Raw genomic sequence first — 25304 nt, 5'->3', positions numbered from 1 at the left:
GCAATGACGCGGAACAGCTCCTGGAGGTGCGATGGGTGCCGAGGTGGTCATCGAGGGCTTGACGAAGTCCTTCGGTAAGCAGGCCATCTGGCGGGACGTCACGTTGACGCTGCCTCCGGGCGAGGTGTCGGCGATGCTCGGGCCGTCGGGGACCGGGAAGTCGGTCTTCCTGAAGTCGATGATCGGGCTGCTCAAGCCCGAACGGGGCCGGTGTGTGATCAACGGGGTCGACATCGTGACCTGCTCCGAGCACAAGCTGTACGAGATCCGGAAACTGTTCGGGGTGCTGTTCCAGGACGGGGCGTTGTTCGGGTCCATGAACCTGTTCGACAACGTGGCCTTCCCGCTGCGCGAGCACACGAAGAAGTCCGAGACCGAGATCCGCCGGATCGTGCTCGAAAAGCTGGAAATGACCGGTTTGGCCGGGGCGGAGAAGAAACTGCCCGGCGAGATCTCCGGCGGTATGCGCAAACGTGCCGGGCTGGCCCGCGCGCTGGTGCTGGACCCGCAGATCATCCTGGTCGACGAGCCGGACTCCGGTCTGGACCCGGTCCGCACCACCTACATCTCGCAGCTGTTCCTGGATGTGAACGCGCAGATCGACGCGACGTTCCTGATCGTCACGCACAACATCAACCTGGCCCGCACGGTGCCGGACAACCTGGGCATGCTCTTCCGCAAGGAGCTGGTCATGTTCGGCCCGCGCGAGGTGCTGCTGACCAGTGACGAGCCGGTGGTCGAGCAGTTCCTCAACGGCCGCAAGCGCGGTCCGATCGGCATGTCCGAGGAGAAGGACAGCGCCACCATGGCCCGCGAGGAGGCCGAGGCCGCCGCGGGACACGCCGACGGCGCGCTCGACCACGAGGACGTCCGCGGTGTCGTGCCGCAGATGCAGGTCAGCCCCGGCGTGCCCGCCCGCTCCGGCGAGCGGCGCCGCAAGGACCGGGTCATGAAGATCCTGCACACGCTTCCGCCCGCCGCGCAGGAGGGCATCATCGAATCGCTGTCCCCCGAGGAACAGCAGCGCTACGGCGTCAGCCCGCACATGCTGGTCCCGGCGGGCAGGCGCGGACAGGACACGGGCACCGGCTCGATGCCGAGCCACCATCAGGGCCAGCTGCCCCCCGACCAGGTCGCCCAGCTGCCTGGCAACGGGTGGGACGCCGGTCAGCCGAGACAGGGTTCGCACCGGATGCGTCCGCGTGGTGATCAGGAGTCCGGGTGAGCTCGACCGCAACACCGGCGAAGATTCCCGGTATCGGCATGCTGCGGCAGACCGGGAACCTGTTCGCTCTCGGCCTGGACATCGTCCGTGGCATTTTCCAGCGTCCGTTCCAGCTGCGTGAGTTCATCCAGCAGGCGTGGTTCATCGCCAGCGTGACGATCCTGCCGACCGCGCTCGTCGCGATCCCGTTCGGCGCGGTCATCTCGCTGCAGTTCGGCTCGCTCGCGCGTCAGCTCGGCGCGCAGTCCTACACCGGCGCCGGTTCGGTGCTCGCCACCGTGCAGCAGGCGAGCCCGCTGGTGACGGCTCTGCTCGTCGCGGGTGCGGGCGGAAGCGCTGTCTGCGCGGACATCGGCGCGCGGACGATCCGCGAGGAGATCGACGCGATGGAGGTGCTGGGCGTCTCCGCGGTCCAGCGCCTCATCGTGCCGCGCACGCTCGCGATGATGCTGGTGGCGCTGCTGCTCAACGGCATGGTCAGCGTCATCGGCGTCCTCGGCGGCTACTTCTTCAACGTCGTGCTCCAGGGCGGGACGCCGGGCGCGTACCTGGCGAGCTTCTCCGCGCTGGCCCAGCTGCCCGACCTCTGGGTCGGGGAACTCAAGGCGCTCATCTTCGGCTTCATCGCCGCGGTGGTCGCCAGCTACCGCGGGCTCCACCCCTCCGGTGGGCCGAAGGGCGTCGGGGACGCGGTGAACCAGTCGGTGGTCATCACGTTCCTGCTGCTGTTCGTCGTCAACTTCGTGATCACGCTGGTCTACCTGCAGATCGTGCCCGGAAAGCTGGACTAGCGCATGACGTTCCTCCAAGGCGCGAAACGCGTCGCCAACCGTCCTTTGCAGACGCTGGACTCGCTGGGCGACCAGATGTCGTTCTACGGCAGGGCACTGCTGTGGACGCCGAGGACGCTGCGCCGGTACACCAAGGAAGTCCTGCGGCTGCTGGCCGAAGTCAGCTTCGGGTCCGGTTCGCTCGCGGTCATCGGCGGCACGGTCGGCGTGATGGTCGGCCTGACGCTGTTCACCGGTGTGCTCGTCGGTCTCCAGGGCTACTCGGCGCTGAACTCGATCGGCACCTCGGCGTTCACCGGCTTCCTGACCGCGTTCTTCAACACCCGCGAGATCGCACCGCTGGTCGCCGGGCTCGCGCTGTCCGCGACGGTCGGTGCCGGGTTCACAGCGCAGCTGGGCGCGATGCGGATCTCCGAGGAGATCGACGCGCTCGAGGTCATGGGCGTGCCGAGCCTGCCGTACCTGGTGACGACGCGGATCATCGCCGGGTTCGTCGCGGTCATCCCGCTCTACATCATCGGCCTGCTGAGCTCGTATCTCGCGTCACGCTTGGTCGTTATCTACATCTACAACCAGTCAGCGGGAACCTACGACCATTATTTCGACCTTTTCCTACCACCACAGGACGTGCTGTATTCGTTCATCAAGGTGCTGCTGTTCAGCGTCTTGATCATCCTGTCGCACTGCTACTTCGGGTACCGGGCGACGGGCGGACCGGCCGGTGTCGGCGTCGCCGTCGGCAAGGCGGTCCGGTTGTCCATCGTCACGGTTTCGATCATGAACTTCTTCATCGGTTTCGCCATCTGGGGAACCGACGTCACGGTGAGGATCGCGGGATGAGCACCATCAGGCGCAGGCTGCTGGGTCTGCTGCTGGTCGCGGTCCTCGTCGGCGGCGTCGCGCTGAGCATCGCGCTCTACGACAAGGCGTTCACGTCCGTGGTCACGGTCAAGCTGAAGGCCGACACGGTCGGCAACCAGCTGATCGAGCAGTCCGACGTCAAGGTGCGCGGGCTGATCGTCGGCTCGGTCAAGAAGATCGACGCGACGACCGACGGCGCCGAACTGACGCTCGCGCTCAAGCCGGAGTCGGCGAAGCTGATCCCGGCGAACGTCTCGGCGCGGTTCCTGCCGAAGACGTTGTTCGGCGAGCGGTACGTGTCGCTGGAGATCCCGGACGCCCCGTCGTCGAAGACGATCGCCAGCGGCGACACGATTTCGCAGGACCGCTCGGTCACCGCGGTCGAGCTGAGCAAGGCGCTCGGTGACCTGATGCCGGTGCTGCAGGCGGTCCAGCCGCAGAAGCTGTCCAGCACGCTGACCGCGATCTCCACCGCGCTCAAGGGCCGCGGCAACGACCTCGGCGAGACGCTGTCCCAGCTGGGTGACTACATCGGACAGCTGAACCCGCACGAACCCGAGCTGCAGCACAACCTCAAGGCACTCACCGAGTTCTCCGGGCACCTCGGCAACGCGGCGCCGGATCTGGTGCAGAGCCTGGACAACCTGAGCACGACCACGAGGACGGTCGTGGACCAGCGGCAGAATCTGTCCACTTTGTACAACAGCCTCGGCCAGGCCTCGATGGACCTCCAGACGTTCCTGGAGAACAACGCCTCGAACCTGATCAGCCTGGCGAAGACCGCCCGGCCCACCGCCGAGCTGCTCGCGAAGTACTCGCCCGAGTACCCGTGCGTGATCAACGGGATGGCGGGCATCGTGCCGCTGGTCGACCAGGCGCTCGGCAAGGGCACCGGCAAGCCGGGCCTGCACGCGACGCTCGAGATCGTCGTCAACCGCGGTGCCTACAAGCCGGGCAAGGACGAGCCGCGGTTCGAGGACAAGCGCGGCCCGCGCTGCTACGACTTCAAGAATCCGCCGGACCCGTTCCCGCAGCAGCCGCCGGACGGGCCGTTCAAGGACGGCACGAGCCAGACCCCGCCGCCGCGTTCGGTCAGCGAGGGCCTCAACCCGGCGAACTTCAAGGCGGACGCCGTCGGGCTGGGCGGCGGTGGTGCCTCCGCGGGCAACCCGGCCTACACCGCCGCGGAGCACGACTTCCTGTCCCAGCTCGTCGGCCCGCAGGTCGGCATGGACGCCGCGAAGGTGCCCGGCTGGAGCTCGCTGCTGGTCGGCCCGCTCTACCGAGGGGCGGAGGTGACGGTCCAGTGAGGGGACTGCTCGCGCCGCTGATCAAGCTGGTCGTCTTCGTCGTGGTCACGGTCCTGTTCACCACGGTGCTCGGGCTGAGCATCGCGAACATGAACAACACCAGCACCAAGGCCTATCAGGCCCGCTTCGTCGACGCGACGCTGTTGCTGCCCAACGACGACGTCCGCATCGCGGGGGTCCGCGTCGGCCAGGTCAAGGACGTCAAGATCGTCGACCGGCGCCAGGCGCAGGTCGACTTCGAGGTCGACTCCGGCATCAAGCTCCCGGCCGGGGTCACCGCGCAGATCAAGTTCCGCAACCTGGTCGGCCAGCGCTACGTCTCGCTGTCGCAGGGCGGCCCGGTGGGCGGCGGGATGCTGCAGCCGGGCGGCACCATCCCGCTGGAGCGCACCACGCCGGCGCTGGACCTCACCGAGCTGTTCAACGGCTTCAAGCCGCTGTTCACCGCGCTGAACCCGGACGACATCAACAAGCTGTCCTACGAGGTCATCCAGGTCCTGCAGGGCGAGGGCGGCACGGTGGAGAGCCTGCTGCGGCACACCGCGTCGCTGGCGACCACGATCGCCGACAAGGACAAGGTGATCGGCGAGGTCATCGACAACCTCAACTCGGTGCTCGACACGGTCAACGCGCACACCCCGCAGCTCAACGACCTGATCATCAAGCTGCAGCAGCTGGTCTCCGGGCTCGCCGCCGACCGCAAGCCGATCGGGGACGCGATCGAGGGACTGGGCAACCTCGCGCAGTCGACGTCCGGGCTGCTGTCCGAGGCACGCGCGCCGCTGAAGGACGACATCGCCGCGCTGGGCACGCTCACCGACAAGCTGAACCAGAACGAGCCGCTGCTCGAACACTTCTTCCAGCTCCTGCCGAAGAAGGTCTCCGCGCTGACGCGCACCGCGGACTACGGGTCCTGGTTCAACTTCTACGCCTGTGAAGTGAAGGGAAGCGTGGCCCTGCCTCCGCTCATCAACGAGCCGATCAACGTCCCGCTCCTGCCCGCCAACCGGGCGAGGTGCCAGGGATGAAGTCGTTCCAGAAGCGCAACCCCGTCCCGATCGCCCTCGCCGGAATCGCGGTGCTGGTGCTCGGCTTCATCGCCGCGCTGAACTCCGACAGCCTGCCGCTCATCGGCGGCGGCACCACCTACAGCGCGGATTTCGCCGAGGCCGCGGGGCTGCAGAAGGACAACGACGTCCGCATCGCCGGTGTCAAGGTCGGCAAGGTGTCCGACATCAAGCTCGACGGCGCGAACGTCAAGGTGTCGTTCAAGGTCAAGGACGCCTGGATCGGCGACAAGACCAACGCGGCGATCAAGATCAAGACGGTGCTGGGCCAGAAGTACCTCGCGCTGGATCCGCAGGGCCAGGGCACGCAGAACCCGTCCGCGACGATCCCGCGGGACCGGACGATGTCGCCGTTCGACGTGCTGGACGCGTTCCGCGGCCTGTCCAGCACGGTCGACAACATCAACACCGACCAGCTGGCGAAGAGCTTCGACACCATCTCGCAGACCTTCGGCAACACCCCGCAGGACGTGAAGGGCGCGCTGACCGGGCTGTCGCGGCTGTCGGACACCATCGCCTCGCGTGATCAGCAGCTGTCGAACCTGCTCGCCAACACCCGCCAGGTGTCGCAGACGCTGGTGGACCGCGACGCCGAGGTGCAGAAGCTGCTGGGCGACGGGAACAAGCTGCTCGACGAGATCTCCCGGCGTGAGGCGGCGATTTCTTCGCTGCTGGCGGGCTCGAAGCAGCTGGCCTCTCAGCTGCAGGGCCTGATCGACGACAACGACAAGCAGCTCAACCCGGTGCTCACCCAGCTCGACCAGCTGACCTCGATGCTGCAGCGCAACCAGGACTCCCTCGCGCAGGGCATCGCGAAGTTCGCGCCGTTCATCCGGGTGTTCACCAACACGGTCGGCACCGGGCACTGGTTCGACAACTACATCTGTGGTCTGGTGCTGCCGTCGTTCGGCCCGATCAACGAAGAGGGGTGCTACGCGAAATGAGTGACACCCGCTTCGGACAGAGTCTTCTCCGCGGCTTCACCGTCGCGATCGTGCTGGCGCTCGTGGTGGCCGGCGCGCTGTGGTGGACGCTCAAGGACGCCGGGCGCAACCACCTGACCGCCTACTTCGCCGGCGCCGTCGGTCTCTACGAGGGCAACAGCGTCAAGATGCTCGGCGTCGACGTCGGCACGGTGACGAAGATCCAGCCGATGGGCAACCAGGTCAAGGTCGACCTCCAGTACGACCGGTCGGTCCCGGTGCCCGCCGACGCGAAGGCGCTGATCGTGTCGCCGTCGCTGGTGAGCGACCGGTACATCCAGCTCGCCCCGGCCTACACCGGCGGCCCGCGCATCAACGACGGCACGGTCATCCCGCTCAACCGCACCGAGGTCCCCCTGGAAGTCGACCAGCTCGCCGCGAGTCTGTCCAAGGTCAGCAAGTCGCTCGGCCCGAACGGCGCGAACAAGACCGGGTCGCTGTCGAACCTGCTGGACACCGCGGCGAAGAACGTCGACGGCAACGGCCAGGCGCTGCACGACACGATCACCAAGCTCGGCCAGGCCGCCGGGACGCTGCAGGGCAACTCCGGCGACCTGTTCAAGACCGTCGAGAACCTCGGCCAGTTCTCGCAGACACTGGTCAACAGCGACGGCCAGGTCCGCCAGTTCGAGCGGCAGCTGGCCGACGTCAGCGGCTACCTGGCGGGGGAGAAGGACAATCTCGCCGCCACGGTCCGCCAGCTCGGCACCACGCTGACCTCGGTACAGGCGTTCATCGAGCAGAACCGCGGCCGGGTCAAGTCCAATGTGGACAAACTGGCGAGCGTGACCAAGGTGCTGGTGGACCAGCGCAGCGCGCTCGCCGAGACCCTCGACGTCGCGCCGCTCGGCCTGTCCAACCTGGTCAACACCTACAACGGCTCCTCGGGCACGCTCGACGCGCGGCCGCTGCTCAACGAGCTGACCCAGCCGCCGCTGGTGATGGTGTGCAACCTGCTCAAGCAGACGCCCGCCGCGCTGGACGCGCTCGGTGACGCGTGCAAGTCGATCGCCGGGGTGGTCGACGGCCTCGTGCCGTTGCCCTCGATCGCCCAGGTGATCCACTCGCTGCAGAACGGCCAGCTCCCGCCGCTGCCGCTCCCGATCGCCGGGCAGCTCTACGGTTCCCCGGGGGGCAAGTGATGCGACGCTCTCGCCTTTTGACCGCTGGTGTCCTCGCCACCGTCTCCGCGCTGACGCTGAGCGGCTGCGCGTTCAACGGCATCTACGACCTGCCGCTGCCCGGTGGCGCCGACGTCGGCAACCACCCATACACGGTCAAGATCGACTTCCGTGACGTCCTCGACCTCGTCCCGCAGTCCGGGGTGAAGGTCAACGACGTGCCGGTGGGGCGGGTCGAGTCGATCGGGCTGACGCCGGACGGCTGGCACGCCCAGGTCACCGTGAAGGTCAACGGCGACGTCAAGCTGCCGGCGAACGCGATGGCGGGCGTCCGCCAGTCGAGCCTGCTCGGCGAGAAGTACGTGTCGCTCTCCTCGCCCGGCGAGGGCGCGACCGGGAAGCTCGCCGACGGCGCGACGATCCCGCTGGAGCGCACCGGCCGCGACGTCGAGGTCGAAGAGGTCCTCGGCGCGTTGTCGATGCTTCTCAACGGCGGTGGGGTGGCGCAGCTGAACACCATCACCAAGGAGCTCACCAACGTCACGGCCGGACGGGAACCGGAGATCAAGGCGCTGCTGCACAACGCCGACGAGCTGGTGTCCAATTTGGACCGCCAGTCGGCGAACATCACGCGGGCCATCGACGGGCTGAACCGGCTTTCGAGCACGTTGCGCGGGCAGAAGGACAAGCTCGTCGGCGCGGTCGACAACCTCGGGCCGGGGCTCGGCGTGCTGGAACAGCAGCGCGGTCAGCTGGTGAACATGCTCAACGCGCTCAACAACCTCTCCGGCGTCGCGACCGACACGGTGAACAAGAGCCAGGCGAACCTCGTCGCCGACCTCAAGGCGCTGACCCCGACGCTGCAGAAGCTCGGCGAGGCGGGTGCCAACCTGCCGAAGGCGCTGCAGCTGATGCTGACGTTCCCATTCAGCGATCAGGCCGTCGAGGACGTCAAGGGCGACTACTTCAACCTGTTCCTGAAGGTCGACCTGAACCTGAAGGACATCATGGACAACCTGGGCCGCAGCAGGCAGAACCCGCTGAAGGACCTGGTGCCGGTGCCGGGGCTGACCGGTGGTGTCCCCGGCACGCCGGCGAACCAGCCGCCGCCGCTGCCGATCCCCGGTGAGCAGGGGAGCCAGTCCGCCCCGGCGGGCGGCGGGCAGCCGTCGCCGCAGCAGACGGGCGTCGCCGGGATCTTCGGCCTGCTGTCGGGAGGTGCGGGCTGATGCTGATCCGCAGGACGAAGATCCAGCTGGTGGCCTTCGCGGTCATCTCGATCGTCGCCATCGTGTACGCGCTGATCCGCTTCGCCGGGCTGGGCCAGGTGTTCGGGCAGAGCGGGTACACGGTGAAGCTCGAACTCAACGAGTCCGGGGGCATCTTCAGCAACGCCGAGGTGACCTACCGCGGCTTCAACGTCGGCCGCGTCGGCGAACTCCGGCTGACCAAGACCGGGCTGGAAGCGGACCTCAACATCGACCCGTCGGCCCCGCAGATCCCCAGCGACCTGAAGGCCGTCGTGGCGAACCGGTCCGCGGTCGGCGAGCAGTACGTCGACCTGCAGCCCGCCGCCGACAAGGGCCCGTATCTCGCCTCGGGCACCGTCATCCCGGCGGCGAAGACGAAGGTCCCGGTCAGCACCAACGAGCTGATCGGCGACCTCGACTCGCTCGCGACCTCGGTGCCGACCGATTCGCTGCGCACCGTCGTCGACGAGTCGTACAACGCCTTCTCCGGCACCGGTCCGGACCTGCAACGGCTGATGGACACCGCGCGCGGCTTCACCTCCACCGCGCAGAAGTACCTGCCGCAGACCGTGCAGCTGCTCCAGGCGGGCGGCAAGGTGCTGGACACGCAGAACGCCGAGGCGAGCTCGATGGCGTCGTTCAGCAAGAGCCTCAACGAGCTCACCGGCACGCTGAAGAACTCCGACGGCGATCTGCGCAAGCTCATCGGCATCACCCCGCAGGTGGCCAACCAGGTCAGCCAGGTCCTCGCCGAGTCCGGCCCGGGGCTGGGCGCGCTGACGGCGAACCTGCTCACGACGTCGAACCTGCTCTCGACCCGGCTCGACGGGGTCGAACAGGTCCTCGTGACCTACCCGGCGCTGGTCGGCGCGGCCCGCAGTGTCGCGCCCGGCGACGGCACCGCGCACCTCGGGCTGGTGCTGAACCTGTTCGACCCGCCCGCGTGCACCAAGGGCTATCTGCCCTACAAGGACTACCGGCCCGGTTCGGACCTGACGCCGCGGCCGGGGGCCGAGAACGCGTACTGCGCGGAGCCCAAGGGCAGCCCGATCAACGTGCGTGGTTCGCAGAACGCGCCGTACAACGGGGTGCCGGTGGTGCCGTCGGACGCCGACATCAAGGCGAACGCCAACCGGCCCGACCAGGAGCTGGCCGACCAGCGCAACGCCCAGGTGCCGGGCGTCGTCGGGAGCCCCGGTGTCAGCCTCAACAACCTGGCTTCGCTGCTGGGTGTGGGTGCCTGACAGCGATTTGATGACCGCTACCTACGCTGGAGTGTTATGAGTGTGGACGAACCTTCGGACGTGACCGCCGGGACCGACCCCTACGGCGCCGCGCCCGAACCGGTCGCCACCGCCGTCCCCGCCGCGACCCCGGCCGGGAGGTGGCAGCTCCCGCGGCTGCTGATGGTGATCGCGGCGGCGTTCGCGCTGGCCGCGCTGATCGTGGCGGCCGCGTTCGGCGTCCGGTGGTGGCTCGTCGCCTCCGGCGACAACGCCGGCCTGGCCAGCTCCAGAGACGCCGTCGTCCGTGCCGGTGCCACCGCGATCAAGGCCTACACCGAGGTCGACTACCAGAACCTGGACAACTTCTTCAACCAGCAGAAGGCCGTCTCCAGCGACGAGATGGCCAAGCAGCTGTCCCAGCTGGAGCCGACCTACCGCAAGGCGCTCACGGAAGCGAAGACCAAGGTCAGCACGACCGTGCAGGACATCGGTGTGGAGGAACTGGACGACCACCAGGGCAAGGCCAGCTTCCTCGCCGCCATCAGCACCCAGGTCACCCAGGGTGACAAGTCCAGCGCGAAGGCCCTGCGGCTCGAGGTCTCGATGACCAGGGTCGGCCAGGACTGGAAGCTGTCCGGTATCGACAACGTGCCGCTCGTCGCCGCCGGTCAGTAGCCGCACCAGAACGGAGCCTGTTTTGCCCCCCTCTCGTCGTCAGCCCCGCTCGACCCCGCCGGCCCGCCGGCCGCGTGTCGCGGGCCTGCGCAAGCCTTCCCCCGGCCCGTCCGCTCCGCCCTCGCCCGCCACCGAAGAGGAGACGACCTCCGCGGCGACGCGGCCTCGTCCGACGCCCCGTCCCTCGGCCGCGTCGCCCTCCGAGGAGCCGCGGTTCCCGGACGCTGGTGTCCCCGCGACGACCGGGCTGTCCGACAGCGCCTCCGCCGATACTGCCGACGCCGCAGCCGAGGCGGACGCGGCGTCGTCGTCGGAGGCCGAGACGGCGCGGATCGCGGCCGATCCGATCACTGGTGAGCCGGAGAGCACCGCTCCGGAAACCGACGAGCCGGAGACTTCTTCGGCGGAAATGGCTGAGCCGGAGACCAGTGAGCTTCCGGTCGAGGACGCGAAGCCGAGCCCGCGGCGGAAGGCCCGTGACGAGTGGCGGTCCAAGCCGGTCGACGTCGAGGAGGCCGAGGCGGAGGCCGCCGGGAAGCCCGCGTACGCGGCGAGCGCACCCTCGAAGCCGGGCGTGCCCTGGGGCTACCTGGTGGCCGGGATCCTGTTCGTGGTCGGGCTGCTGTTCACGGCCGGTGCGGTGATCTTCGTGCTCAAGGGCAACGAGGCGGCCGACTCCACGAGCAACACCGCGCTGCTCGACGTCGCGAAGACCGCGCAGGTCAAGGACCAGATGTCGAAGGCGACCGAGGCGCTGTTCTCCTACGACTACAACAACATCAAGAAGACCGAGGACGCGGCGAACGACCTGCTGGCCAACGACGAGGTCCGCGGGAAGTACAACGCGTTGATGGGCGAGGTGAAACGGCTCGCGCCGCAGCAGAAGATGGTCGTGACGGCCAAGGTCACCCGCAGCGCGGTGATCATGCTGAACGGCGATCTGGCGAAGGTGATCCTCTTCGTCGACCAGACCTCGACGCGGGCGGACACGAAGAAGACCACCGCGGGCAGCGCGCAGCTGCACGTCAACGCCCAGCTGCAGGGTGACAAGTGGAAGGTCACCGACATGGACACCTACCAGGCGCCCCAGCCGCCACAGCAGTCCGCGCCGCCTTCCTCCCCGGCGCCGCCAAGCAAGTAACCCGCACCCGGGGCCACCGCATTGTCCTTTGTGGACTGCGGTGGCCGAGGGGCGGTCAGGACTTCGGGGGTTTGCGGACCAGCAGCTGGGCCTGCTGGAACCGCCGCTCGTTCTCGTAGGGCTCGCGCAGCATCCGGGAGACCTCGACGAACCCGGACTGGCGCAGGAGGTCCATGAGGCTGTCGGGCGACCACCGGTAGGCGAGCGTGACCTTGTGGTCGAATTCCTCCGGCACCGGGTCGTCCCCGGCGAAGAAGCCGAGCATGAGGTGGCCGCCCGGTGCCAGCACCCGGTGGAACTCGGTGAACACGGTGGGCAGGAGCCGTGGCGGGGTGTGAATGACGGAGTAGAACGCGAGAATCCCGCCGAGCACCTCGTCGGCGAGGTCCAGCGCGGTCATCGAACCCTCGTCGAACCGCAGGTCCGGATGGGCCCTGCGGGCCAGCGCGATCATTTCCGCGGACAGGTCGACGCCGAAGGCGGTCAGCCCGAGTGTGTGCAGGTGGGCGGTCACGTGGCCGGGGCCGCAGCCGAGGTCGGCCACCGGCCCGGCGTCGTGGGCCCGTACGAGCTCCGCGAACGCGGCCAGCATCGCGCGTTCCATCGGCAAGGTCTCGAGCACGTTGCTGAACGTCTCGGCGTAGAGGGACGCGACGGCGTCGTAGGCGGCCCTGGTGTCGCTCAGGACGGTGGATTCGGTCACGGCGGAACCCTACGGCGCCGGTGCCGTCCGTGTCCGGCGGTCGCGGAGTGCCGAGGGACGCCTTCGATGCGCTCGAAGCACCGAGGGACGCCCTCGTCGCGTCAGGAGTGCCGAAGGGCCCCTTCGCCGCGGCCAACGCACCGAGGGCGTCCTTCAGCGCATCCGGCGGCTTCCACGGGCCCCGGAACCCGGGCCCGGAGGAACCTCGATGTGCCGCGAGAGCGGAGAAATTCCCTGCCGGGCATCTCCGGCGCCGCGTCGGTCGAGTGGGCTTCGACATACTTCCCGGGGGCACGAAACCCCAGGTAGAGTGCCCGAGGTGGCGCTACCGGCCGGTAACCAGGATGATATTGGGCCGCTCACGCTCCGCTGGCCCTCTCCCACGCTGCGCCAACCGGCGGGACCATGGCGTGGCATCTTGACTCCGGGCCCCGGTGGGTTCACGCTTACTTCCGACAGCGACACCGGAAGCCCTTGCGGGAGGGACGACCGGCACGCTGGGAGGCATGCCTGAAGGCGTTGCGGTGTGGGCTGGGCCCCGTCTGGAGAGCCCCCTGGACAGGCAGCGACGTCCGGGCTAAACTGTCTCTTTGCGCTGCCCTCTTTCAGGCTGCCCGGAGCCGGTAGTTAGGATAGTGGGCACACGGCACACCCTTGACAGTCACCGATAGCTGTTGCTATGGCGGCTGCCACCGCTCATTGTCCCCGGAAGGACGCATCTTGGCAGTCTCTCCCGCGAACCAGGCCACTGCTGCGACCACCTCGGCTGTAACTCGCTCGGAGTCCACGGGAATCCCCGGCGCGCCCAAGCGGGTCTCCTTCGCAAAGATTCGCGAGCCCCTCACTACGCCCAACCTGCTCGACGTCCAGATCCAGTCGTTCCAGTGGTTCACCGGTGACGAAGCGTGGTACGAGCGTCGGGTCGAGGCTGGCGAGGAAAACCCGATCGGCGGTCTCGAGGAGGTCCTCAACGAGATCTCGCCGATCGAGGACTTCTCGGGTTCCATGTCCCTGTCCTTCTCCGACCCGCGCTTCGACGAGGTCAAGGCCTCCATCGAGGAGTGCAAGGACAAGGACATGACGTACGCCGCCCCGCTGTTCGTCACGGCGGAGTTCGTCAACAACAACACGGGTGAGATCAAGAGCCAGACGGTCTTCCTCGGCGACTTCCCGGTGATGACCGACAAGGGCACGTTCGTCATCAACGGCACCGAGCGTGTCGTGGTGTCGCAGCTGGTCCGCTCCCCGGGCGTGTACTTCAACCGCAACGTCGACAAGACGACCGACAAGGACGTGTTCGACGTCCGGGTCATCCCGAGCCGCGGTGCCTGGCTGGAGTTCGACGTCGACAAGCGCGACACCGTCGGCGTCCGCATCGACCGCAAGCGCCGCCAGCCGGTGACCGTGCTGCTGAAGGCGCTCGGCTGGACGACCGAGGCGATCCGCGAGCGCTTCTCCTTCTCCGAGACGCTGCTGGCCACCCTCGAGAAGGACCACACCGCGGGGACCGACGAGGCGCTGCTCGACATCTACCGCAAGCTGCGCCCGGGCGAGCCGCCGACGAAGGAGAGCGCGCAGACCCTGCTGGAGAACCTGTTCTTCAAGGCGAAGCGCTACGACCTGGCCAAGGTCGGCCGGTACAAGCTGAACAAGAAGCTCGGCCTGAACACGCCGCACGGCACCGGGACGCTGACCGAAGAGGACATCGTCACGATCATCGAGTACCTGGTCCGGCTGCACGCCGGCGAGGAGAAGATGACCGCGTCGACCGGCGAGGAGATCCCGGTCGAGACCGACGACATCGACCACTTCGGCAACCGTCGCATCCGCACCGTCGGCGAGCTGATCCAGAACCAGATCCGCGTCGGCCTGTCCCGCACCGAGCGCGTCGTCCGCGAGCGCATGACCACGCAGGACGTCGAGGCGATCACGCCGCAGACCCTGATCAACATCCGCCCGATCGGCGCGGCGATCAAGGAGTTCTTCGGTACCTCGCAGCTGTCGCAGTTCATGCAGCAGACCAACCCGATCGACGGCCTGACCCACAAGCGCCGCCTGAACGCCCTCGGGCCCGGTGGTCTGTCCCGTGAGCGCGCCGGCATGGAGGTCCGCGACGTCCACCCGTCGCACTACGGCCGGATGTGCCCGATCGAGACGCCGGAAGGCCCGAACATCGGCCTGATCGGCTCGCTGTGCTCCTACGCGCGGGTCAACCCGTTCGGCTTCATCGAGACGCCGTACCGCAAGGTCGTCGAGGGCCGGGTCACCGACCAGGTCGACTACCTGACCGCGGACGAGGAAGACCGCTACGTCAAGGCGCAGGCGAACGCGCCGATCGACGACGACGGCCACTTCCTCGAGGACCGCGTCCTGGTCCGCCGGAAGGGCGGCGAGGTCGAGCTGATCGACCCGATGGACGTCGACTACATGGACGTCTCGCCGCGGCAGATGGTCTCGATCGCGACCGCGATGATCCCGTTCCTCGAGCACGACGACGCGAACCGCGCGCTGATGGGCGCGAACATGCAGCGTCAGGCGGTGCCGCTGCTGCGCAGCCAGGCGCCGTACGTCGGCACCGGCGTGGAGCTGCGGGCCGCGATCGACTCCGGCGACATGCTGGTCGCCGAGCAGTCGGGTGTGGTCGAGGAGCTGTCGGCCGATCTGATCACGGTCATGCACGACGACGGGACGCGGAAGAGCTACAGCCTCTACAAGTTCCGCCGCTCGAACCACGGCACCTGCTTCAACCACCGCCCGATCGTCAACGAGGGCGACCGGGTCGAGCAGGGCCAGGTCATCGCCGACGGCCCGTCCACCGAGAACGGTGAGGTCGCGCTCGGCAAGAACCTGCTCGTGGCGGTCATGCCGTGGGAGGGCCACAACTACGAGGACGCGATCATCCTCTCCGAGCGCATGGTGCAGGACGACGTGCTCACCTCGATCCACATCGAGGAGCACGAGATCGACGCCCGCGACACCAAGCTCGGCGCCGAGGAGATCACCCGGGACATCCCGAACGTCTCCGAGGAGGTCCTGGCCGACCTCGACGAGCGCGGCATCATCCGTATCGGTGCCGAGGTCCGCGACGGCGACATCCTGGTCGGGAAGGTCACGCCGAAGGGCGAGACCGAGCTGACCCCGGAGGAGCGCCTGCTCCGCGCGATCTTCGGCGAGAAGGCCCGCGAGGTCCGCGACACCTCCCTGAAGGTGCCGCACGGCGAGACCGGCAAGGTCATCGGCATCCGGGTGTTCTCCCGCGAGGACGACGACGAGCTGCCCCCCGGCGTCAACGAGCTGGTCCGCGTCTACGTGGCCCAGAAGCGCAAGATCCAGCCGGGCGACAAGCTCGCCGGCCGGCACGGGAACAAGGGTGTCATCGGCAAGATCCTGCCGGTCGAGGACATGCCGTTCATGGAGGACGGCACCCCGGTCGACATCATCCTGAACACCCACGGTGTGCCGCGACGGATGAACATCGGCCAGATCCTGGAGCTGCACCTCGGCTGGCTGGCCTCGCAGGGCTGGAAGATCGAGGGCGGCCCGGACTGGGCGAAGAACCTCAACGAGGAGCTCTACGACGTCGAGCCCGGCACGAACACCGCGACCCCGGTGTTCGACGGTGCGAAGGAAGAGGAGCTGACCGGGCTGCTCGGGGCGACCAGGCCGAACCGCGACGGTGAGCGCATGGTCAAGGAGAACGGCAAGGCGACGCTGTTCGACGGCCGCTCCGGCGAGCCGTACCCGTACCCGGTTTCGGTCGGCTACATGTACATCCTGAAGCTGCACCACCTGGTCGACGACAAGATCCACGCCCGCTCCACCGGCCCGTACTCGATGATCACGCAGCAGCCGCTGGGTGGTAAGGCGCAGTTCGGTGGCCAGCGCTTCGGTGAGATGGAGTGCTGGGCGATGCAGGCGTACGGCGCGGCCTACACGCTGCAGGAGCTGTTGACGATCAAGTCGGACGACGTGGTCGGCCGCGTCAAGGTGTACGAGGCGATCGTCAAGGGGGAGAACATCCCCGAGCCGGGCATCCCGGAGTCGTTCAAGGTGCTCCTCAAGGAGCTCCAGTCGCTGTGCCTCAACGTCGAGGTGCTCTCCAGCGACGGCGCGGCCATCGAGATGCGCGACTCCGACGACGAGGACCTCGAGCGCGCCGCGGCGAACCTCGGCATCAACCTGTCCCGCAACGAGTCGCCCTCGGTGGACGACGTCGTGCACTGACCGGTGCCGGGCGGGGACCGGCCTCCCGCAGGTCCCCGCCCCACCGCCGACCCCTCTTAGTCGAAACAACCCCAAGGGGATGCAAAGACGTGCTGGACGTCAACTTCTTCGATGAGCTCCGCATCGGCCTCGCTACCGCCGACGACATCCGTCAGTGGTCCTACGGCGAGGTGAAGAAGCCGGAGACCATCAACTACCGGACGCTCAAGCCCGAGAAGGACGGCCTCTTCTGCGAGAAGATCTTCGGCCCGACCCGGGACTGGGAGTGCTACTGCGGTAAGTACAAGCGGGTCCGCTTCAAGGGCATCATCTGCGAGCGCTGCGGCGTCGAGGTGACCCGTGCCAAGGTGCGCCGTGAGCGGATGGGCCACATCGAGCTGGCCGCCCCGGTCACCCACATCTGGTACTTCAAGGGTGTTCCCTCGCGCCTGGGCTACCTGCTCGACCTGGCGCCCAAGGACCTCGAGAAGATCATCTACTTCGCGGCCTACGTCATCACCGGCGTCAACACCGAGCTGCGGCACAACGACCTGCCGACCCTCGAGAACGAGATCGGCGTCGAGAAGAAGAACCTCGAGACCAAGCGCGACGCCGACATCGAGGCCCGCGCCCAGAAGCTCGAGGCCGACCTCGCCGAGCTGGAGGCCGAGGGCGCCAAGTCCGACGTCCGCCGCAAGGTCAAGGAGGGCGGCGAGCGCGAGATGCGCCAGCTCCGTGACCGCGCCGGTCGCGAGCTGGACCGTCTCGACGAGGTCTGGAGCACCTTCACCAAGCTCGAGCCGCGTCAGCTGATCGCCGACGAGCTGCTCTACCGCGAGCTGATCGACCGCTACGGCGAGTACTTCACCGGCGGCATGGGCGCGGAGGCCATCCAGAAGCTGGCCACCGAGTTCGACGTCAACGCCGAGGCCGAGAGCCTGCGCGACACCATCCGCAACGGCAAGGGGCAGAAGAAGCTCCGCGCGCTGAAGCGGCTCAAGGTCGTCGCGGCCTTCCAGGCCACCGGCAACGACCCGCGCGGCATGGTGCTCGACGCCGTCCCGGTGATCCCGCCGGACCTGCGCCCGATGGTCCAGCTCGACGGTGGCCGTTTCGCCACCTCCGACCTGAACGACCTCTACCGCCGGGTCATCAACCGGAACAACCGGTTGAAGCGGCTCATCGACCTCGGCGCGCCCGAGATCATCGTGAACAACGAGAAGCGGATGCTGCAGGAGGCCGTCGACGCGCTGTTCGACAACGGCCGCCGCGGCCGCCCGGTGACCGGTCCCGGTAACCGTCCGCTGAAGTCGCTGTCCGATCTGCTCAAGGGCAAGCAGGGCCGGTTCCGCCAGAACCTGCTCGGCAAGCGTGTCGACTACTCCGGCCGTTCGGTCATCATCGTCGGCCCGCAGCTGAAGCTGCACCAGTGCGGTCTGCCGAAGGACATGGCGCTCGAGCTGTTCAAGCCGTTCGTCATGAAGCGGCTGGTCGACCTGAACCACGCGCAGAACATCAAGTCCGCCAAGCGGATGGTGGAGCGCTCGCGGCCGCAGGTGTGGGACGTGCTGGAAGAGGTCATCACCGGCCACCCGGTGATGCTCAACCGTGCGCCGACCCTGCACCGCCTCGGTATCCAGGCCTTCGAGCCGCAGCTGGTCGAGGGCAAGGCCATCCAGCTGCACCCGCTGGTCTGTGAGGCGTTCAACGCGGACTTCGACGGTGACCAGATGGCGGTGCACCTGCCGCTGTCGGCCGAGGCGCAGGCCGAGGCCCGGATCCTGATGCTGTCGGCGAACAACATCCTGTCGCCGGCGTCGGGCCGTCCGCTCGCCATGCCGCGGCTGGACATGGTCACCGGCCTGTTCCACCTGACCCGGTTGAACGAGAAGGCCGACGGCGCGGGTCAGGCGTACTCCTCGCCCGCCGAGGCGATCATGGCCTTCGACCGTAAGGCGCTGAGCCTGCACGCCCCGATCAAGATCCGCATCACCGACCGTCAGCCCGCCAAGGCCGACGAGGCGCGGCTGGCGGAGAACGGCTGGGAGCCGGGCAAGACCTGGCTGGCCGAGACCACCCTGGGCCGCGTGCTGTTCAACGAGCTGCTGCCGGCGGACTACCCGTTCATCAACGAGCCGATGCCGAAGAAGCGTCAGGCCGCGATCGTGAACGACCTCGCCGAGCGGTACTCGATGACCCAGGTCGCGCAGACCCTGGACCGCCTGAAGGACGCCGGGTTCTACTGGGCGACCCGTTCCGGCGTCACGGTGGCGATCTCCGACGTCCTGGTGCCGGAGGGCAAGAAGGCCATCCTCGACGAGTACGAGGGCAAGGCCGACCAGGTCGAGAAGCGCTACCAGCGTGGTCAGCTGTCGCACACCGAGCGCAACAACGAGCTCGTCAAGGTGTGGACGCAGGCCACCGAAGAGGTCCACAAGATCATGGAGACGGCGCTGCCGGACGACAACCCGATCGCCATGATCGTGAAGTCCGGCGCGGCGGGGAACATGACGCAGGTCCGGTCGCTGGCCGGGATGCGTGGTCTGGTGTCGAACCCGAAGGGTGAGTACATCCCGCGCCCGATCAAGGCCAACTTCCGTGAGGGCTTGTCGGTGGCGGAGTACTTCATCGCGACGCACGGTGCCCGGAAGGGTCTGGCGGACACGGCGCTCCGTACCGCCGACTCGGGTTACCTGACCCGTCGTCTGGTGGACGTCTCGCAGGACGTCATCGTCCGCGAGATCGACTGTGGCACCACCCGCGGCATCAACATGCCGATCGGCGAGGACATCGGCGACGGCAAGGTCCTGCGTGACCAGCACGTCGAGACCAGCGTGTACGCGCGGAACCTCGCGACGGACGCGGTGGACGCCAAGGGCAACGTCGTGCTCAACGCCGGCGACGACCTGGGCGACCCGGCCATCGAGAAGCTGCTCGGCAGCGGCATCTCGAAGGTCAAGGTCCGCTCGGTGCTGACCTGCGAGTCGGCCGTCGGTATCTGCGCGACCTGCTACGGCCGCTCGATGGCGACCGGTCAGCTCGTCGACGTCGGCGAGGCGGTGGGTATCGTCGCCGCCCAGTCGATCGGTGAGCCGGGTACGCAGCTGACGATGCGTACGTTCCACCAGGGTGGTGTCGCCGGTGACGACATCACGACCGGTCTGCCGCGTGTCCAGGAGCTGTTCGAGGCCCGCGTCCCGAAGGGCAAGGCGCCCATCGCCGACGTCGACGGCCGCGTGCGGATCGAGGAGAGCGAGCGGTTCTGGAAGATCACCCTCATCCCGGACGACGGGGGCGAGGAGATCGTCTTCGACAAGCTGTCCAAGCGGCAGCGGCTCGCGAACACCCCGAACGGCCCGCTGGGCGACGGCGACCACGTGAACGTCGGCCAGCAGCTGCTCGAAGGCACGCCGGATCCGCACGAGGTCCTGCGGGTCATGGGGCCGCGCGAGGCGCAGATGCACCTGGTGGACGAGGTCCAGAAGGTGTACCGGGCGCAGGGTGTGTCGATCCACGACAAGCACATCGAGGTCATCGTCCGGCAGATGCTGCGCCGCGTGACGATCATCGACTCCGGTGCCACGGACTTCCTGCCGGGCGAGCTGCCCGAGCGGACCAGGTTCGAGGCGACCAACCGGGCCGCGGTCAACGACGGTGGCGAGCCCGCTTCGGGCCGTCCGGTGCTGATGGGTATCACGAAGGCCTCGCTGACCACGGACTCGTGGCTGTCGGCGGCGTCGTTCCAGGAGACCACGCGCGTCCTGACCGACGCGGCCATCAACGGCCGCTCGGACAAGCTCGTCGGCCTCAAGGAGAACGTGATCATCGGTAAGCTGATCCCGGCCGGTACCGGGATCAACAAGTACCGCAACATCCAGGTGCAGCCGACCGAGGAGGCGCGGGTCGCCGCTTACGCGATCCCGTCCTACGACGACGGCTACTACACCCCGGATGTGTTCGGCTCCTCGCCGGGCGCCGCGGTGCCGCTGGACGACTACGACTTCGGCCGCGACTTCCGCTGATCCACCCTTTCGAAGAGCCCCCGGCACACGCCGGGGGCTCTTCGCTTTTCCGGGGAATGTCACGGCGGTACACCGTTCACCGGAAACGGATATTCACCTTTTCGCGAATCTCGCTAAGGTGATCCGGTTCTACGCGGTTCGGGGGCTTTGCGCGTTTCCATCGGGTAATCAGGGGTGACACTGCGTGAACAAATTACCTGGCGAAAGACCCATCGCGCGGACGGTGGCGAGCTGTCTCGCCACGTTCGCCGCGGCGGTGGCATTGACCGGCGTGTTCGCCGCGCCCGCCGGAGCGGATCCGGTACCTGTTTCCACCGCGCCGCCGTCCACGGCCGCGCCGTCGAGTAGTTCCGCGGCACCGGAGCCCAGCGCGCCGAGTTCTTCGGCCGTGCCGAGTTCTCCGCCTGCGGTGAGTTCGCAGCCCGCGGCGCCGCAGCCGAAAGCCGAGTCCGCGCAGCGTTCCCGTGTCGAGGCGTCGGTGATCTTCGCCCAGACGTCGTACCGGACGGACGAGGACGTCCGGTTCATCTTCAAGCTGAAGAACATCGGCGAGACTCCTGCAGTTGGTCTGCAGGTCTCCCAGAACATCCTCGATCCGACCGATCTTGTGGTCCCGTACGACCCAGGCTGGGGTCCGCTCAAGGGCAAGCCGGGACTGAACCTCGATCCTGGGGCCACCTACGAGCTGCCGGTCTCCGGGAAGGTTCGTGATCTCGAAAAGGCCACCGCGGTCGTGCGGGGATTCGTGTACGACGAGACCGGATTCGGTGCCGGTACGTTCAACGCCGAGGTCACGGTGACCAAGGGGCCCGGTCATGCGGCTGGCGTCGTCTTTGGCGACCGGAACGGCAACGGCATCTTCGACAACGGTGAACAACTGGCCGGCGCCAAGCTCACTCTGCGGTACGTCCACAGTGGAGGGACGTACTCGGCGACGAGCGACGCCGACGGGAAGTTCAGTTTCGACGCGCCGGCCGCGGACTACTACCTCGGTGGCGAAGTGGTCGGCGGCTGGCTGATCCCGTTCGAAACCGTCCACATCGGACCGGACACGAAGGACCTGCTCGTCCGAGGGGCACCGCCGCTGAACGGCGCGCTGAAGGCGTCGATGGCCTTCACCCAGCGCAGCTACAAGCCAGGGGAACTCGCGCACGTCACGGTGACGCTGTCCAACTCCGGCCCGATCCCGCTCACCGGCATCGTGGCCGCGTGCAACCGCATCGGCGACGGCTACATCCTGAACGGCCGCGGCCCCGGGTGGGGAGACCTCGCGGCGGGCGGCGTGACGATCGCGCCCGGGCAGACCCGTACCTTCGACGTGTCCGAGGCAGTGCCCGAGGCCGCCTTCAATCGGGGTTACGTCGTTGCCTCCTGTGACTTCGGCTATCGCGAGGTCGACATCGACAACCACGCGAAGGCTCATGACCAGGCGGCGGTGCCGGGTGCCAAGGCCGCCGTCGTCGGCGATGTGGCCGTCAATTTCGACAACCAAGGGAAGCCGCAGCAGGGCGTCGCCGGGGTCAAGGTCGTGCTGGTCTCCGACCAGGACTGCCCGATCGCCGGCGAGCAGACGACCGACGCGAACGGGCACTTCGAGTTCCACGACGTGGTGCCGGGGCCCGCTTACCAGCTGTACTTCCTGCCTCCGCAGGGCTGGCGGATCAAGTACCAGAACCCGACCGCGATCAACGTCTACGGCCCCGCCGACCACCCGGCCCGGGTGGTGATCCTGGCCGAGTCCGGTGACGCGCCGCTGCCGACCGTGCCAGCCCAGCCCGCGAGCTGCGGCCGGCCCGGCACTCCCACGTCGCCGGACGCCGCCCCCGCCGGAAGCCAGGGGACCGGCGGCGGTCAGAGCGGCAGCTCCGGCCTGGCCAGCACCGGCGTCGACGCGCTCGCGTTCGGCGCACTCGGCCTGGTCACCTTGGCGCTCGGTGCGGCCTTCGTGCTCGTCGCCCGCCGACGCCGCCGTCCAACCGCCTAACACCATCCCCCTCCCAGCGCCCTCGGCCCCCTTCGGCCGAGGGCGCTTCTTCATTCCCCGACACCCCACGAGCCGCCCCCTCCACCCTCCTCCCAGCCCCGCCCCGAGCGCGTTTAGCCCGCTAAACGCACTCTGCGCGGCCCCGGCAAGCGCAGTTAGCGGGCTAAACGCGGCGCTGAGCAACGCTAAGGATCTGGCGGGAGGGTGGTGCGGCGGCGGGTCGCGATGGTCGCGGGAGGGGGCCAAGTCGGCCGGCAAGCCCACAAGTTCCCGGCATTTGGTAACGAAATCATCACGCCTGCCGCCAGGGGTGAGGGCGCGGATAGGGCCGTTGTGACCAGTTGTGAGACGGCCAAGGGGAGCACTTCTCATGGTCCGAGAAGGCGCCACTCGTTCGGGCTAGTCAACAGAGGGTTGCTGACCTTCGTGCAGAGAGAAATTCACCCAGCCGGGCTAGTTCTCATTCTTTGATCACGAGATTGACACGATGACCGGTTGGGTCGACTATTTCGCGCATGTCCGCTCCTGTCGCCCTGGTGTGCCGCCGCCACGTGGATCTTCGGCACCAGGCCAGCGCGCTCTGTATGAATTCCTGACGGTTCCTCCGCAGCCGATCCGCTGAATCCGCGCGCCCGTTTCCCGGTGCGTGCCGATTCACCGTGACCCGTTCATTATTCGCCGCACCGCGAGCATTTCCGGATCCGCCGGTCCGGTGAACGCGTACGCGCGGTGCCGCCGGCTTCCCCTGCCGCAATCGGTCAGTTCGTCGTGCGCGAAACAGGGGGAGGGATGTGCCTTTCGTGGCGCTTTTCGACAAACAGGGAGTACGTATGCGATTCACCTCGCTCCGGACCGGCTCGGTCCGCAGGCGAAAAGTGGTGACCGTCGCCATGGCGGCCGCACTGGCCGTCGCGGCGGTCACCTACACCGGCTCGGCGACCAGCGCCTACGCCGACGTCCAGGTCGTCACCGACGCGAAGACCGCGGCCGACGGCAAGCAGTACTGGGTGCAGAACCACCTGGTGTCCAAGGATCTCGCCACGCAGGCGCGTTCCGGTGGCACGCCCAAGAAATGGCTGCTGGTCTGGGCCGGTGACGAGAACATCGCCGACACACTGGTCAAGGACGTCAAGAACCTGCCGGGCTCGCTCGGCGGTGGTCTGAACAAGGTTAAGAACGCGCTTCCCGGGCCGGACTTCCTGGCCGTGATCGACGCTACCCAGGGCTCGCCGACCTACGGCAAGGTGGTCAACACCGCCACCGTCGGCCCGCTCGTCGAGAACGAGCCGCACCACATGCAATACGTGTGGCACAAGGGAGACACCATCTACGCCGGTGCGCTCTTCGCCGCCGCGACTTACGCGTTCGACGTCGGTGCGCTGCCGCAGCTGAAGCTCAAGGGTGTCAGCTTGCCGACGCAGACGCTCGGTGGCTCGGTGCCGGACGCGTACTGGGTGCTCAAGGACGGCACCGCCTATGGCACGTACATGGGCGGCCCGGTCGTTCCGGGCCCGCATTCCTACGCCGACGGCTCGACCCAGATCGGCAACGGTTTCGCCGGCAGCCCCGGCGAGGTGGTCCGCTTCGACCAGAACGCCAAGGTGCTTTCCGAGTCGCCTGCCGCGACACCGCAGGGCGACAACCAGAAACTGTGCGACAACCTGCCGCAGCTGGGCAAGCCGACCTGCGCGAACCCGCACGGAATCCAGGCCCGCGAGGACCTGAACACGTTGGTCACCAGTGACTACGCCGAGCCGAGGAACATTATTCTCGACCCGGTCAAGCAACCCTCGCCGTACCTGCGCCGCCCGACCGTGCGCACCTGGGACATCGCCGACCGGAACCACCCGAAGCTGAAGTCGGTGTCCTACCTGCAGGACGGCCCGCGTGCCGATCCGAAGGACCCGTTGCACGCCGAAAGCCGCGCGGTCATGGAGACCACGGTGACCAACCAGCCCGGCCACAAGGGCGCGTTCGCCCAGACCATGCAGGGCGGCGCGGTGTTCTACACGCCGGACATCACCGCGAAGGAGCCGCACTGGATCGAGGTGTTCGACGACGGCACCGCGAACAAGGCGATCTACCCGAACAACGACTCAAACGGCGGTAGTTCCAACGGTGGCTGGATCCAGACCAGTCCGGACGACAAGTACCTCTACCGCGCCATCCAGGGGCGGCAGAAGGGCGCGCTCGGGCCGGACGACCCCGGCACCACCGGTGGCGTGTACGTCCTCAACATCGAGAAGCTGGTCAATGCCGGTGATCGGGTCGAGGACATCAAGGGCCGCATCGACACCAAGGAGAAGGCTCAGCAGGGCGGTGGTGGCGATCTCCCGACCGTCGCCGGCGCGGCGCCGATCAACCCCGGTACCCCGGGCGCGGGCCCGCACTGGGGCGCCTACGACAACTGGACGCTCGGCGCCGACGGTTTCTACCACGAAACCGCCCAGCCGCAGCACCTCGCGGTGTCGAACTACTTCGTCGCCCGGTCCGGTTTGGACGGTGACCACAAGGTCAACCTGCTGAACCTCGGGCCGGACGGGAAGGTCGCGGTCGACCAGAAGTTCCGGGACGAGTTCACCGGGCAGGTCGGTATCAACTTCAACCGCAAGTCCTGGCCGCACGGGGACTTCGGCAACGCCAAACCGCACTCCGAACTGTTCGTCGTCGCGGACGCGGACATCAAATGATCACCGTGCCGTGGCGGGCGGTTCACGCCCCCCCCCACCGCAAACCACCCCG

17 protein-coding genes are annotated in these 25304 nt (G+C 67.8%); 15 read left to right on the top strand and 2 right to left on the bottom strand.

Going from position 1 to position 25304, the window contains the following annotated elements; translation table 11 throughout:
• Positions 1-31 precede the first annotated feature (31 nt).
• Genes ACFW0G_RS05200 through ACFW0G_RS05150 form a run of 11 tightly spaced genes read left to right on the top strand, consistent with a single transcriptional unit; the run spans position 32 to position 11650 of the window.
• Positions 32-1225: an ABC transporter ATP-binding protein gene (locus ACFW0G_RS05200; RefSeq protein WP_378323485.1), complete on the top strand. Its 1194-nt coding sequence runs from the start codon at positions 32-34 to the stop codon at positions 1223-1225.
• A 38-nt stretch (positions 1226-1263) separates the two neighbouring features.
• A complete protein-coding gene (locus tag ACFW0G_RS05195) occupies positions 1264-2016 on the top strand; it encodes an MlaE family ABC transporter permease (RefSeq protein ID WP_378323720.1) in 753 nt (250 codons plus the stop codon).
• A gap of 3 nt (positions 2017-2019) precedes the next feature.
• Positions 2020-2856 carry an MlaE family ABC transporter permease gene (locus ACFW0G_RS05190; RefSeq protein ID WP_378323484.1) on the top strand — a complete coding sequence of 279 codons (837 nt, stop codon included), beginning with the start codon at positions 2020-2022 and terminating at the stop codon, positions 2854-2856.
• The gene (locus ACFW0G_RS05185; protein WP_378323483.1) at positions 2853-4187 is read left to right on the top strand and encodes an MCE family protein; all 1335 of its coding nucleotides are present in this window, start codon (positions 2853-2855) and stop codon (positions 4185-4187) included. The genes ACFW0G_RS05190 and ACFW0G_RS05185 overlap by 4 nt, the downstream gene beginning before the upstream one ends.
• Positions 4184-5215 carry an MCE family protein gene (locus ACFW0G_RS05180; protein ID WP_378323482.1) on the top strand — a complete coding sequence of 344 codons (1032 nt, stop codon included), beginning with the start codon at positions 4184-4186 and terminating at the stop codon, positions 5213-5215. Before ACFW0G_RS05185 ends, ACFW0G_RS05180 begins: the two co-directional genes overlap by 4 nt.
• Positions 5212-6198, top strand: coding sequence for an MCE family protein (locus ACFW0G_RS05175; RefSeq protein WP_378323481.1), 987 nt, complete (start codon positions 5212-5214; stop codon positions 6196-6198). The genes ACFW0G_RS05180 and ACFW0G_RS05175 overlap by 4 nt, the downstream gene beginning before the upstream one ends.
• On the top strand, positions 6195-7379 hold the full coding sequence (locus tag ACFW0G_RS05170; RefSeq protein WP_378323479.1) for an MCE family protein: 1185 nt from the start codon (positions 6195-6197) through the stop codon (positions 7377-7379). Before ACFW0G_RS05175 ends, ACFW0G_RS05170 begins: the two co-directional genes overlap by 4 nt.
• On the top strand, positions 7379-8587 hold the full coding sequence (locus ACFW0G_RS05165; RefSeq protein WP_378323478.1) for an MCE family protein: 1209 nt from the start codon (positions 7379-7381) through the stop codon (positions 8585-8587). Before ACFW0G_RS05170 ends, ACFW0G_RS05165 begins: the two co-directional genes overlap by 1 nt.
• Positions 8587-9852, top strand: coding sequence for an MlaD family protein (locus ACFW0G_RS05160; protein WP_378323477.1), 1266 nt, complete (start codon positions 8587-8589; stop codon positions 9850-9852). Before ACFW0G_RS05165 ends, ACFW0G_RS05160 begins: the two co-directional genes overlap by 1 nt.
• A 36-nt stretch (positions 9853-9888) precedes the next feature.
• The gene (locus ACFW0G_RS05155; RefSeq protein WP_378323476.1) at positions 9889-10509 is read left to right on the top strand and encodes a hypothetical protein; all 621 of its coding nucleotides are present in this window, start codon (positions 9889-9891) and stop codon (positions 10507-10509) included.
• Between the two features lie 22 nt (positions 10510-10531).
• Complete coding sequence (locus tag ACFW0G_RS05150) at positions 10532-11650, top strand: hypothetical protein (RefSeq protein ID WP_378323475.1); 1119 nt, start codon at positions 10532-10534, stop codon at positions 11648-11650.
• Positions 11651-11705: 55 nt separating this feature from the next.
• Here ACFW0G_RS05150 and ACFW0G_RS05145 read toward each other — a convergent pair whose 3' ends face one another.
• Positions 11706-12353 carry a class I SAM-dependent DNA methyltransferase gene (locus ACFW0G_RS05145; protein ID WP_378323474.1) on the bottom strand — a complete coding sequence of 216 codons (648 nt, stop codon included), beginning with the start codon at positions 12351-12353 and terminating at the stop codon, positions 11706-11708.
• 720 nt (positions 12354-13073) lie between these two features.
• Here ACFW0G_RS05145 and ACFW0G_RS05140 point away from each other — a divergent pair.
• On the top strand, positions 13074-16577 hold the full coding sequence (locus tag ACFW0G_RS05140; protein ID WP_378323473.1) for a DNA-directed RNA polymerase subunit beta: 3504 nt from the start codon (positions 13074-13076) through the stop codon (positions 16575-16577).
• An 89-nt stretch (positions 16578-16666) separates the two neighbouring features.
• Positions 16667-20578 (top strand): DNA-directed RNA polymerase subunit beta', encoded by a 3912-nt coding sequence (locus ACFW0G_RS05135; protein WP_378323472.1) that lies wholly within the window; start codon positions 16667-16669, stop codon positions 20576-20578.
• A 168-nt stretch (positions 20579-20746) separates the two neighbouring features.
• Here ACFW0G_RS05135 and ACFW0G_RS05130 read toward each other — a convergent pair whose 3' ends face one another.
• Complete coding sequence (locus tag ACFW0G_RS05130) at positions 20747-21106, bottom strand: hypothetical protein (RefSeq protein WP_378323471.1); 360 nt, start codon at positions 21104-21106, stop codon at positions 20747-20749.
• Here ACFW0G_RS05130 and ACFW0G_RS05125 point away from each other — a divergent pair.
• Both ACFW0G_RS05125 and ACFW0G_RS05120 read left to right on the top strand, forming a co-directional pair.
• Positions 21057-22562, top strand: coding sequence for an SdrD B-like domain-containing protein (locus tag ACFW0G_RS05125; RefSeq protein ID WP_378323469.1), 1506 nt, complete (start codon positions 21057-21059; stop codon positions 22560-22562). The two genes, ACFW0G_RS05130 and ACFW0G_RS05125, sit on opposite strands and share 50 nt — an antisense overlap.
• An 890-nt stretch (positions 22563-23452) precedes the next feature.
• A complete protein-coding gene (locus ACFW0G_RS05120; RefSeq protein ID WP_378323719.1) occupies positions 23453-25252 on the top strand; it encodes a hypothetical protein in 1800 nt (599 codons plus the stop codon).
• Positions 25253-25304 lie beyond the last annotated feature (52 nt).

It is taken from the genome of Amycolatopsis sp. NPDC058986 (assembly GCF_042741125.1).
Lineage (GTDB): Bacteria > Actinomycetota > Actinomycetes > Mycobacteriales > Pseudonocardiaceae > Amycolatopsis.
The sequence above is the reverse complement of the archived record's forward strand: the minus strand, read 5'-3'. Positions and strand labels throughout refer to the sequence as shown.